At 58.7% G+C, this 11,498-nt stretch carries 14 protein-coding genes; 8 read left to right on the forward strand and 6 right to left on the reverse strand.

Annotated features, from left to right (window positions below; all coding sequences use genetic code 11):
* The first annotated feature begins 364 nt into the window (after window positions 1-364).
* From GTP44_RS26205 to GTP44_RS26220, 4 genes are all read left to right on the forward strand, one after another.
* Entirely contained in the window at window positions 365-730 is a 366-nt protein-coding gene (locus GTP44_RS26205; RefSeq protein WP_202424000.1) for a hypothetical protein, read from the forward strand.
* A gap of 114 nt (window positions 731-844) precedes the next feature.
* A complete protein-coding gene (locus GTP44_RS26210; RefSeq protein ID WP_161021716.1) occupies window positions 845-1,888 on the forward strand; it encodes a YaaC family protein in 1,044 nt (347 codons plus the stop codon).
* 256 nt (window positions 1,889-2,144) lie between these two features.
* Complete coding sequence (locus GTP44_RS26215; protein ID WP_161021717.1) at window positions 2,145-2,510, forward strand: type II toxin-antitoxin system RelE/ParE family toxin; 366 nt, start codon at window positions 2,145-2,147, stop codon at window positions 2,508-2,510.
* Window positions 2,503-2,823, forward strand: coding sequence for an XRE family transcriptional regulator (locus GTP44_RS26220; protein ID WP_161021718.1), 321 nt, complete (start codon window positions 2,503-2,505; stop codon window positions 2,821-2,823). Before GTP44_RS26215 ends, GTP44_RS26220 begins: the two co-directional genes overlap by 8 nt.
* A gap of 222 nt (window positions 2,824-3,045) precedes the next feature.
* Here the strand turns inward: GTP44_RS26220 and GTP44_RS26225 are convergent, their stop codons facing one another.
* A complete protein-coding gene (locus tag GTP44_RS26225; protein WP_161021719.1) occupies window positions 3,046-3,969 on the reverse strand; it encodes an amidohydrolase family protein in 924 nt (307 codons plus the stop codon).
* Window positions 3,966-5,240, reverse strand: a complete 1,275-nt coding sequence (locus GTP44_RS26230) for an MFS transporter (protein WP_161021720.1) — start codon at window positions 5,238-5,240, stop codon at window positions 3,966-3,968. Before GTP44_RS26230 ends, GTP44_RS26225 begins: the two co-directional genes overlap by 4 nt.
* 149 nt (window positions 5,241-5,389) lie before the next feature.
* Here GTP44_RS26230 and GTP44_RS26235 point away from each other — a divergent pair, with 149 nt between their 5' ends.
* Entirely contained in the window at window positions 5,390-6,130 is a 741-nt protein-coding gene (locus GTP44_RS26235; protein ID WP_161021721.1) for a GntR family transcriptional regulator, read from the forward strand.
* A 322-nt stretch (window positions 6,131-6,452) separates the two neighbouring features.
* Here GTP44_RS26235 and GTP44_RS26240 read toward each other — a convergent pair whose 3' ends face one another.
* Window positions 6,453-6,707, reverse strand: coding sequence for a type II toxin-antitoxin system Phd/YefM family antitoxin (locus tag GTP44_RS26240; RefSeq protein ID WP_161021722.1), 255 nt, complete (start codon window positions 6,705-6,707; stop codon window positions 6,453-6,455).
* Window positions 6,708-6,850: 143 nt separating this feature from the next.
* On the opposite strand from GTP44_RS26240, the gene GTP44_RS26245 reads away from it, so the two are divergent.
* Window positions 6,851-7,948, forward strand: coding sequence for a Gfo/Idh/MocA family protein (locus GTP44_RS26245; protein WP_229257096.1), 1,098 nt, complete (start codon window positions 6,851-6,853; stop codon window positions 7,946-7,948).
* On the opposite strand, the gene GTP44_RS26250 is transcribed toward GTP44_RS26245, so the two are convergent.
* Both GTP44_RS26250 and GTP44_RS26255 read right to left on the reverse strand, forming a co-directional pair.
* Complete coding sequence (locus GTP44_RS26250) at window positions 7,941-8,576, reverse strand: hypothetical protein (RefSeq protein ID WP_160992547.1); 636 nt, start codon at window positions 8,574-8,576, stop codon at window positions 7,941-7,943. The genes GTP44_RS26245 and GTP44_RS26250 overlap by 8 nt on opposite strands.
* A gap of 73 nt (window positions 8,577-8,649) precedes the next feature.
* The gene (locus GTP44_RS26255) at window positions 8,650-9,102 is read right to left on the reverse strand and encodes a GNAT family N-acetyltransferase (protein WP_161021724.1); all 453 of its coding nucleotides are present in this window, start codon (window positions 9,100-9,102) and stop codon (window positions 8,650-8,652) included.
* 60 nt (window positions 9,103-9,162) lie between these two features.
* On the opposite strand from GTP44_RS26255, the gene GTP44_RS26260 reads away from it, so the two are divergent.
* Both GTP44_RS26260 and GTP44_RS26265 read left to right on the forward strand, forming a co-directional pair.
* Window positions 9,163-9,528 (forward strand): DUF5710 domain-containing protein, encoded by a 366-nt coding sequence (locus GTP44_RS26260; RefSeq protein WP_161021725.1) that lies wholly within the window; start codon window positions 9,163-9,165, stop codon window positions 9,526-9,528.
* Window positions 9,529-9,571: 43 nt separating this feature from the next.
* Window positions 9,572-10,636, forward strand: a complete 1,065-nt coding sequence (locus GTP44_RS26265) for a class I SAM-dependent methyltransferase (protein WP_161021726.1) — start codon at window positions 9,572-9,574, stop codon at window positions 10,634-10,636.
* Here GTP44_RS26265 and GTP44_RS26270 read toward each other — a convergent pair.
* Window positions 10,579-11,364, reverse strand: a complete 786-nt coding sequence (locus GTP44_RS26270) for a LysR family transcriptional regulator ArgP (RefSeq protein WP_371867336.1) — start codon at window positions 11,362-11,364, stop codon at window positions 10,579-10,581. The genes GTP44_RS26265 and GTP44_RS26270 overlap by 58 nt on opposite strands.
* Window positions 11,365-11,498 lie beyond the last annotated feature (134 nt).

Genomic DNA, 11,498 nt, shown 5'->3' on the forward strand with positions numbered 1-11,498 from the left:
GCTGCTGGCTGGCGTGCTGTTTAAAGATGGACTTCCGGCGCAGGACAATCCGCCGGAACAACAGAAACTCGCCGCCTGATGGCCCTACGCTTCAGGATTGGCATACACCAGATTTGACATTAGCTCCCGTTGCATGCGTTGCGAGAGTTGGGTGGATGGGAGAGTGATGCCATGGTGCGACGTTATGCTCATTTCTCAGTGAGTCATTTGGCGGTTTATGCTGGCATGCTTCCTACGCTTACTGCATCAGCGTAGTTGTGGAATTTTAAATACGTTGTGACAAGACTTGCTCGATAGGTTAGAGTTTTGTTGTTGCCGCTACCGGCCAAATCCGGACCTTGGAAAAATGGGAAAACTAAACACCATGACGTCTTCTGAACGCATCGTTCTTGTCGTGCTGTCAATTTGCCTTGCGGTGGGCGGCAGCACGCATGTTGTCGATATCATCTTAGGAGGGTTCCTTCCTTACCGTGGAGTTCCACTTCCGTTGAATGCTTTCTGGACGTCGTTGGCGCTATTTGATTTCGTCGCTGTCTTTCTTCTTTGGAAGAGCCGAAAGGCTGGATTGCAGCTAACAGTGGCAATTATGTTTGCAGACGTGATTATCAACTCTTATGCAGCCTACGTTTTGAAAGTTTTTCAAAGCTTCGCACCGCTACAGGCCCAATCGCTATTCCTTGGGTTTGTCTTGGGGGCAATTACTATCCTTTGGCCTATTAAGTCAAAATAGCCGATTTTCAGCTGTCTCATATCGGCCAAGATCTGACATTCATAGAGCTGCTTGATTCGCCTTTTTTATTCGGTTGCTCTCTTATTTTTACAGTCTATAAATATAAGGTCTTCAATGGACAGTTGGGCACGTCTCTCTCTTTACGAAAGCACTGACCTTGTTCGAGGTTTGTATCAGCAGCGCCACGGGCGTGAGTTGAGCGCTGACAGGGCCTGCGAAATTGTGTCAGCCGTGGCACAAGGGCGCGAGTACTTTTCTGCCGCTTCCGAGGCCGGTTTGCTCGTTCGCCCGCTTTTGCAGTACTACGGTGTTCTTTCATTGAGTCGCGGCTTGATATTGCTTCTTAATCAAAGATTGCGAGAAGCGTCTTTACCGCAGGCGCATGGACTCTCAAGTATTGGCTGGAGCGGTAGCCTCGTGGCTGATGCTCGCCGTCCAGCGCAGCTAAAAGTGAAGGTCAACAACGGCACCTTCCTGTCGCTTTTGGAAAGCACGCTTAATGCCGATATCAGCCGGGTCTTTACCGGGCCGTATCCGAGTCAAATTGTCTTCCCACGTACACGCGATTTCACAGAGCTTCAGGATGCAACATTTACGTTTCAAGATTTGCTTGCCAGGATTCCGGATCTGCGCGAAGTTTACGAGCGTTCATTTGGTCAGTGCGCCTCGAACTACAGAGCATTTGTATTTACATTGAGTGCCACGACCCACTCCGACATCGATCTATTCGATGGAAAGCACGGACTGCCGTCGGAGCAACAATTAAGGCGAGATCTATCTATCCCTGACGAGGTACAAATTGTGTCCACTGCACATCACAACTTCATGCCGCAGGAGCTACATCTGAGTTATCGACTGCCTCATCTCGAAGGCGCGAGCTTCATCAACGTGCTTCCGCAGATCGAAAACCTTACAGATGGATTAACGTCGATCATTGCGCCATTCGAGGGTGGTTTGGCGATTTCTCGTCTTGGCCGATTCTTCTTGTTGTCATATTTCTTAGGCACGCTTGCGCGATATCACCCGACTAGTTGGCTTGCGATCATGCAGAGCCGTCAAAAGGGTGATTTCATGCTTCCGCTCATCAGAGAGGCTATGGTTGCGGTCCAGGTTCACTTTCCTACTCTTGTCATCGAGGAGCTCGAAGGGAGAGTGTAAGAAATTGCCGTCAATTCGGACGCGTATGTTTGACTGCACCGTTCAATAAAAACGTTAAAAGCCAACCACCAGGGAATAGGCTCCTACCGCAACAGTGAGATGAATTCGGAAGAAAGTGCGAAGGTCCGAAAAGTGGCGGAAGCGGAAGCGGAAGTAGGAATTGGCATGTGGCGATGGGGAGGCCGCAACTTGACAATTCAGCATAGATAGAAATTATTCCCTTGACGGAATATGCCTTTTGTGGAATGATTGTGCTATGACTTGGGATGTAGAATATACCGATGAGTTCGGTGCTTGGTGGGGTGATCTGTCCGAAGATGAGCGCGAATCGATCACTGCGATTGTTGGCTTGCTGGAGATCGATGGCCCTAGTTTGAGATTTCCTCACACGAGTGGCATTAACGCTTCTAGACACGATCATATGAGAGAGCTCAGGATACAGCATGCTGGTAGGCCGTATCGGGTGTTGTTCGCGTTTGATCCCCGTAGAAGTGCGATTTTGCTTTTGGGTGGTGATAAGACGGGCAATGATCGTTGGTATGTCGAGAACGTTCCAGTTGCTGATCGTTTATATGATGAGCACTTGACTGAGTTGAAGAAGGAGGGGTTGATAAATGGCTAAGAAATTTTCTGCACTTGTTGAGTCAACTATGTCTCACGAGGCAATTGACCGGGCAAAACAGCGCACGCAAGTTTTGCGTGATGAAATGCCATTGAACGAGCTCCGTCAAGCGCGTGGTCTTTCTCAAAAAGCTCTTGCGGCGGTGCTTCACGTTGAGCAGCCCGCGATAGCGAAAATGGAGCGTAGAACTGACATGTACATCTCTACGCTTCGATCCCATATTGAGGCAATGGGCGGCGCTCTGGAGATTGTTGCGAAGTTCCCTGAGGGCTCAGTGAAGATTAAGAGTTTTGGAGCGACCGAACTGGCTTAAACCTGGCTGGCGTCTACACCGCTGTTCGTGCTGCCAATAGAGCACCTGTCTCATAATCCTTTGGTGCGCGGTTCGACTCCGCGAGGGCCTACCAATAAAAAAGGACTTAGGTGAAAATCTAAGTCCTTTTTCTTTATGCGATTTCTTGTGTCGGCACCGTGTTTGCGGCCGCCTTGATATGCATTTTTTCTCAAATCATGCTATTGCAACTTCGCCCTTCGCTCATCTGTTGGCGAAGTGGAATAGCCTCGCTGGCGTGTCGTGCAGCACGATGTTGCGCTCGCTCTCCAACGGTAGCAGGCGTTCCAGTTGCTGCTTCTGTGCGCCATACTGTACCGTGCTTTCAAACAAGGTATGTGGCCAGTCGCTTCCCCACAGCAAGCGCTCAACGCCGAATTGCCGCATTAACAAAGGCATCGCTGCCAGCGCGGTCGCCTCGCCGCGGCCGCCGGGGCCGTTACGATAGGCCGCTGAAAGCTTCACCCACACTTGCCGCGACGGCCCCAAGGAGAGCAAATATTGAAAGCCCGGATCATCCACGCCCAGCGTCGCGCTGGGACGGCCGAAGTGATCAATCACCACGTTGACACCTGCCGCCAGCAGTGGTTCCAGCACCGGTTTCAACTCCGCCGCCACCTGATGCACTTCGACCTGCCAATTGCGCAGGCGGATTTGTTTCAGCAGCGCCCTCCAGTCGGGACTGTCAAAGTCCGGCGTGGGCAGGCCGATCAGGTTTAGCCGGATGCCGACCACCCCGGCCTGCTGCATCTCATCCAACTGCTGTGCCGTTACGCCTGGCGCCACCACGGCGATGCCGCGCAGCCGGTCCGGATGGGCTCGCAACACGTCCAGCATGTAGCTGTTGTCCAGGCCCAAAAAGCTGGGCTGCACCAGCACGCCGTGGGTCATCTGATTGGCGTCCAAGGCGTGCAGATAGGCTTCCGGCGTGGCGTCGTAGCCGGCAGGCGCGCGGCGCCGATCCGGCATCGGCAAGCTTTGCAGGAATACATGGGCGTGGCAATCGATAGCAATCATGGAGTCGGATCTTTGTGTTTTTTGGGCAGTCGCGCCTCTGGCCAGCGGTGCAAGCATCATCCCAGCGGAGAGGCTCATCAAGCTGAGGTTGAAATCGCGGCGCGTTATCATGGCGTCAGCTCAGGTTGCGTTGCGCGGGCGGACGGCTGGCTCGCTTCGCCGTCCATCTGTTTGCCCATGGTCTCAGGCAGCATCAGCACGGTCACCACCACCACGCCGTAGGCAATGGCGGCGTCGATGCCAATCGCCATTCCCAGCGGCATGGACTTGCTCATATAGCCAACCAACACCGGGAAACCGGCCGAGGCAATGCGGCCGAAGTTATAACAGAAGCCGACGCCGGCGCCGCGTATCGACGCGGGATACAGTTCGTTGAACAACGCGCCCAGACTGGCCGGGATGCCGGCCGCGAAGAAGCCCAGCGGAAAGCCGAGGAACAGCATCGCCATATTGCCGAGCGGGACCAGCAGGTAGATCAACACGGTGACGGTGGAGCAGACCGCGAACAGCGCGACATTGCGGCGCCGTCCGATGCGGTCCAGCAGTTGCGCGCTGGCGATGCAGCCCATCCAGAACGCCACGATGATCACCGCCAGATAGCCGCCGGTGCCAAGCACCGTCAGATGGCGCTCGGTCTTCAGATAAGTCGGCAGCCAGGTCATCAGCGCGTAGTAACCACCGTGCGCGCCCATGCCGAGCAGGCTGCCGATCACCGTGATCTTCAACAGTTTGGGGGAGAAAATGCCGATCAGCGGCGTCTTGTCAGCGGACGGTGCCACCGCCGCCACGGCCTTGGCCGGCTCCTTGATCGAGCGGCGCACATACACCACCAACAGCGCGGGCAGCAGACCGAGCATGAACATCACACGCCATGCCATGTCAGGCGTCAGCCAGGAGAACAGCACCGTGTACAGGATCACTGCCGCCCCCCAACCCACGGCCCACGCGCTTTGCACGGTGCCCATGGCCTTGCCGCGATGCTCACTGCGCACCGTTTCCGCCATCAGCACCGCGCCGGCGGCCCACTCGCCGCCGAAGCCGAAGCCTTGCAGCGCCTTCAACACGATCAACTGCGGGAAGGTTTGAGCGAAGGAACAGAGGAACGTGAAGATGGAAAACCAGAGGATGGTCAATTGCAATGTGCGCACCCGGCCAAGACGGTCGGAAATGGCCCCGGTGACCCAGCCCCCCAGCGCCGAGGAGACCAGCGTGGCGCCGCTGATCATGCCAGCCTGGGTCTTGTCGAGGCCGAATGCCGCGATCAGCGCCGGGATGGCCAGTGTGAACATCTGCACATCCAGCGCGTCCAGCCCCCAGCCGCTGAAACAGGCCCAAAACGTCCTGCGTTCCTGCCCGGACACCTGCCGATACCAATTAAACATTGCAATCTCCTCGCTTTTAATCATATAAACATATAGATGTTTAAATCAATCATAGTCCGCGTGTGGGGCGCTGTCAACCGGCGTCGATGGACTGGGGCGCGATAGTCGGCTACAGTGCGAGTCATTCAGATCTATAGTCTTGCATATCAATGAAGAAATCGACCGTCCCTGCGGCAGATGACCGCCTGCCGCTGTATCAGCGCGTGCGCGACGACATGCTGGCGCGGATTTCCAGCGGCGAGTGGCAGACCACCGCGGCGATTCCCACCGAAGGCGAACTGACCAAGCACTACGGTGTGGCCATGGGCACGCTGCGCAAGGCGATCGACACGCTGGTTGCCGATGGCATGCTGGAGCGAAGCCAAGGCCGGGGCACGTTCATCCGCCGTCCTAGTTTCGACGCCTCGCTGTTCCGATTTTTCCGCCATCAGATGCGCGGCGGAAAGCATCAAGTGCCGCGCAGCCGCATCCTGAACCGCACGCTGACAACGCCACCGGTTGCCGTGGCCGCGGCGCTACATTTGCTCAAAAAAAGCCAAGCCATCCGCATCGACCGTCTGCGGCTGGTGGATGACAAGCCAGTGCTGCTGGAGGAAATCTGGCTGCCGCAGACAGAGTTCGCGGCGCTGATGAAGATCGCGCCGGCCGATTTTCCGGATTTGCTGTACCCGCTCTATGAAACGTTGTGCGGCAAGGTAATTGCGTCGGCCGAAGAGACCTTGACGGTAGATTCGGCTGGCAGCCATGACGCCGAGCTGATGGGCATCCAAGCCGGGCAACCAGTGGTGGTGATCGAACGGCTGGCGCTCGGCTTCGACCGACACCCGCTAGAATGGTGCCGCTCGCGCGGACCGGCGGAAGACTTCCGCTACCAGGTTGAGATCCGCTAGAAAAACCCGACTTGCCTGCTTGGCGTCCGCTTTGGCTGGTCGGCCCTGCCGAGCAGCGACGCGTTTATGAGATCTCTTCAGATGTGAAATCTCGCGGTGCTACGTTCGCGCGAGGTTCTACCTTATAAAATCAAGGACTTAGGTTTAAGCCTAGGTCTTTTTTGATTTTATGAGTGCTAAGGTAATGCTAATCGCTGTGACAAAAGGGGCGGTTTCAAGTCCCGACTTGTATGGCAAACTAAATGGATGTAGAAAACGGTCGGGGGTCGTTCGACGATGATCCTGTATTGTGCTGCCAATAGCTCGCGATAGTTCAATAAGTTTAGATCTTAAGCTGGGCGACGAAGTCATGGTGATCTGTCACTTTGCCTTCTTCGATTTGCTGCCGGCCGAACGCAAGAATGCGCAGCATGGTCAACTGATCTTGCGTTTTCTGATAGCTGACGGCGTCTTGAACCACTGCTTCCACTTTTCCGTCAATCGTGATCATGACTGGTTGCTGAGATGCCTGTGCTTGTTTCACCACATCATTGGGGTTGGTGGCAAGAAAACTGATTGGATGGATATTCTCCGGCATGGCGGCTCTCCCGATACTACCTACCATCCTATTACCGCGGCGAAAGCCACTCTTTAATTTTTCCTGGTTCGGATGAACCAGCGCATTGTGCTTATACTAAAATTGTCTCCACACCCATTAAAGAGGAGCAGGAGATGATTGATATGAATCGACGCAGCGTGGTGCTTGCCGCTGGTAGCGCTATCACGGCGTCGGCGGTCGGGCTGCCGGCGATGGCGGCGGCGGCCGGCCGCAAGCTGGGCTATGCGGTGGTCGGGCTGGGCGGCTATGGGCTGGGGATCATCATTCCGCAGTTTAAGAACTGCGAGCACAGCAAGCTGGTGGCGCTGGTCAGCGGCGATCCCGCCAAGGCTAAGCGCGTGGCGGCCGAGTATGGCGTGCCGGAAAGCGGCATCTACGATTACCAGAATTTCGACAGCATCAAAGAGAATCCCGAGATCGATATCGTCTACGTCTGCCTGCCGGTGTCGATGCATGCCGAGTACACCATCCGCGCGGCCCAGGCCGGCAAGCATGTGATGTGCGAGAAGCCGATGGCGGTGTCGTCGAAGGAGTGTGAGGCGATGATTGCGGCCTGCAAGAAGGCCGGCAAGAAGCTGATGATCGGCTACCGCTGCCACTTCGAGCCGCACAATCTGGAAGCGATCAGGCTGGCCCGATCGGGCGCGATCGGCAAGCTCCGCTATTTCCGCTCGGAGCACGGTTTCACCGCCGGCAACCCCAACGCCTGGCGCTTGAAGAAGGCCATGTCGGGCGGTGGTTCGCTGATGGATATCGGCATTTACGCGCTGAACGCGGCGCGTTACATGACGGGCGAGGAACCGATCGCGGTCTATGCCAAGGAAACCACGGACCGCAACGATCCGCGCTTCAAGGAAGTCGAGGACATGATCGAGTTTCAGCTGGAATTCCCGTCCGGCGTGATCGGTTCGTGCATGTCGATGTACAGCGCCAACCAGAACCATATTCTGCTGATGGGTGACAAAGGCCGCATCGACCTGGAGCCGGGCACGCGCTACGACGGCAACAAGCTGTGGGTGGGGCAGGACCGCGGCAAGCAGGTCGAGCCGCCGCCTGGACCGGGCAAGACCCAGTGGGCTGGCCAGCTGGATCATCTGTCCCAGTGCATACTCAATAACAAGGAGCCGATCGTCGGCGGCGAAGAGGGCTTGCGCGACCTGCGCATCGTCGAAGCGATTTACCGCTCCGCCCGCGAGCAGAAGCGGATCGCGCTCACGTAGCGCTGGCTTCGGCGGCGCGCACGTCCTGCATGGCCACCACCAGATCCGCCGTGGTCAGCGCTTCCTTCAGCGGGAAGCCGTCTTCCAGCGCGACCACCGCGCCCTCGGCGATGGCGGACGTTTCGCCGGCCGGCGTCGGTGGCATGTAGGCGAACGGCGGGAAGCGCGTCTGGCCGTGCTGCGCGATCTCGTTCAGCGTGCGCGGCGCGGCGCGCAGCAGACCGTTGCGCACACGGCGCTGGCGTTGTTCGGCGCGCTGCTTGAGTTGCGCCGTCAGGTGGGCGATGTCTTCCGTGAGGCGGTCGGCTTCGGCTTGCTGGCTTTGCAGTTCCGCGTCGCTCAGCGCTTCTTCCCATTGCGTCAGCTTCAGCAGGCCGCGCTTGTGCATGGCCTGGCGCTGCAGGTCGATTTCGAGCGTGCCCAGCCGGGTCTTGTGCTGTTCCAGCGTGCGCACCACGCTGGCATCGCCGTTGGCGCGGTGCCATTTGTCGTTGAAGTCGAACACCAGGCCGTCGAAGTAAAAATACATCGGCGGCGCCAGTGGCGAGGCCAGCACGTCTTGCGGGCTGCGTTTCCAGCGCGCGGCCAGTTCGGCCAGGGTGAGGGTGAGAGGGTCTATCGTAGGCATGTCGCCATTTTCGCATAGCGCGCCGCTGTTGCGTTTGCCTTATGCGGGCACCGGGCCCAGGCAAACGCCGCGCTCACCGCAAACGCTTACGCATGAAGATGGTCGCTTGCGGATTGTCGTTGTAGCGCGCGCAGCGTTCGTAACCGAGCCGGTCGTACAGCTTGATGGCGCCGATCAGGTCATCCTTGGTGTCCAGATAGACGGCATCGTAGCCCGACGCGGCAGCGTGGCTTTCCAGCGTCGCCATCAGCGAGTCGGCCAGGCCGAGGCCACGGAACGCCGGCTTCGCGTAGAGGCGCTTGCATTCGGTGGCGCCGGCCACGTCGGGCAACGGACGCATGGCCACGCAGGCGGCCGGGGTGTCGTCCACATAGGCGATCCACATTGCGGCGCTGGCGTCGCTCAGAAAGGCGTGGATCGCACCGTCATCGTCGCGCAACACAACGCCAATCGCGTCGAAATATTCGTGCAGAAGCTGGCGGGCGTGGGGCAGGTCGGTGGCGGTGGCGCGATGGATGCGGTTCATATGGGCCAATATAATCGCCAGCCAGTAAAATGACAATCTTGCTGTCGTGGAGAGATTCAAATGATGTTTTTAAAAGTGCCGTTCGCGGAAAAAGATGAGGCCAAGGCGTTGGGTGCGCGCTGGAACAACGAGCGCAAGTCCTGGTACGTGCCGGACGGTAAGGTGGTCGAGGCCTTTTCCCGCTGGCTACCGCCGGGCGGCGCCGACTTTGTGCCGGCGGTCGCCAAGCCATCGCTCAAGGCACGTCCGGTGATGACGGATTCGTATGCGGGCAAGCCGGTCATCGGCCGCTACTACATCGAGCTGCAGCATGACTGCGATCCGTTCGACAGCTGCCCGGTGTGTGCGCCCAAGCTGGCCAGCACCGGTTGGCAGGGCCATTACGACGATGTTGTAAAGATGCTAAAGCCGCTGCGGCCGGCGTGATGTTTTATTTACAAAAAACACGAGAAATGCCATCCTCGTGGCAATGAATAGCACGATCTTCCGCACCGAAAACCGTCCCGTCGCCCCGGTGGAGCGCTTCCGCCAGCCCGCCGATATCATCGAGGCGCTGTTGCAAAGCATACAGGGCGGCGAATCGCACGCCCGTCCGACGCTGGAGCTGACGCCGGAGTCGCCGTTTCTGCTGTTCCTCGAAATCGGCTACGCGCTGCGCGCCTGCCTGGAAAAGCCGGCGTGCCATGACTACCTGTTGCAGCGCCTGCGTCCGCACCTGAGCGTGATGGTGGGCACGCTGCCGGCCAGCATCCAGCCGCTGGGCATGTTGCCCAAGCTGGCGCCGTTGCCCGGCTTCCGCAAGCTGGAGCAAATTTCCGACGATGAACTCCATCACTGGCTGATCCAGGAAGGTGGCTTGATCTACGGCGAAATGCAGCGCTTCGAGCTGGAAAACTACTTCGACGCGGTGCGGCCCCACCTCGCGCCGGGCGGCATCATGGTCGATCTTGGGAGCGGGCTGGGCAAGGTGGTGATGACCGCCGCGCTGACCTTGCCGTTCAGCCGCTGCATCGGCGTGGAGCTGATGAATTACCGGCACCGCCTGGCGCAGGAGCGCCTGGTGCGACTGCTGACGCTGACGCGCCAGGGGCTGGACGCCTTGCCCACGCCACTGAAGCCGGACACGCCGCTGCGCTTGCCGTCCGGGCAGATGGTGGACGGTCGCCATCTGCTGGAACTGGGGGCGCGCCTCGTCTTCATCGAGAACGATATGTTCAAGGTCGATGTGCGCGGCGCCAGCCTGGTGTTTGTCTACAGCACCTGTTTCGGGCCGCTGATGGATGCGCTCAGCAACAAACTGGCGCGTGAGTTGCCGGAAGGCGCACTGGTCACCACCACCACCTATCCGATCCAGCATCCGGCGTTCCAGCTGCTGGAAATGCACGCGCCCGGCACGCTGTCCTGGACCAGCGTGATGATTTACCGGCGCGTCGGCCCGCCGATGGCCGAGCCGGCGTCAACGGCGCGTTATCTGCATCATCCCGACGCGGACGCCTGGGAGGCGCGCGCCCGCGCCGAGCTTGGCGGTGGATAAAGCAGCCATTTGCGCGCAGTAGCGATCAAGTTATCGGACAATGCGCGCGTGAACGGCGTCTGGATGTCCCACATGTGCCAGGTCAGCGGCACGTCCAGCCAGGCGCCAGGCGCCACATCGACCATCCTGCCGTCTTGCAGCGCCGCCGCGCATTGCAATATCGGCAGCATGCCATAGCCAAATCCCGCCTCGATAAACCGCACAAAGCCTTCCGAACTGGACAGCGCATGGTACGGATAGCGGTCGGTGTAGCCGGTGCGCTGGGTGATGAAGCGGGTTTGCAGCATGTCTTTGCGGTCGAAATTGAGCGCCGGGGCGCGCTGGACGGCCTGCGCCGTCATGCCGTCCGGGAACCAGCGGGCGGCAAATTCCGGGCTGGCCACACAGACATAGCGCATCGCGCCCAAAGGCGTGACGGTGGTGCCCGGCACTTGCGCGCTTTCGCTGGTGACGCAGCCGAATACCCGGCCCTCGCGCAACATGGTCAGCGTGTGATCCTGATCGTCGAGACGGATCTGCAACATGCAGTCGCCGGCGCGCATCAGCGGGGCGACGGCTTCCTGCAGCCAGGTGGCGGCGCTGTCGGCATTAACGGCGATGACGATTTCGGCGGGCGCGTCACTGTCGCCGGGACGCTTGTCCAGCGCCGACTCCAGTAGCCGCACCTGGCGGTAATGGGCGATCAGGCGCTGGCCGGCTTCGGTCGGGACGGGCGGCTGGCTGCGCACGATCAGCAGGGGACCTCGAATTACTGCTGATTTGAACTGATGTGCTGAGAAAACGCCGGCTGTGGACGGATTCGCACGGCGGCTTCAGACCTTTTGGCACTTGTCTTGCTGTCCAGAACCACCTTTTTCGTGGT

The sequence above is a fragment of the Duganella lactea genome, assembly GCF_009857505.1.
GTDB lineage: Bacteria > Pseudomonadota > Gammaproteobacteria > Burkholderiales > Burkholderiaceae_D > Rugamonas > Rugamonas lactea.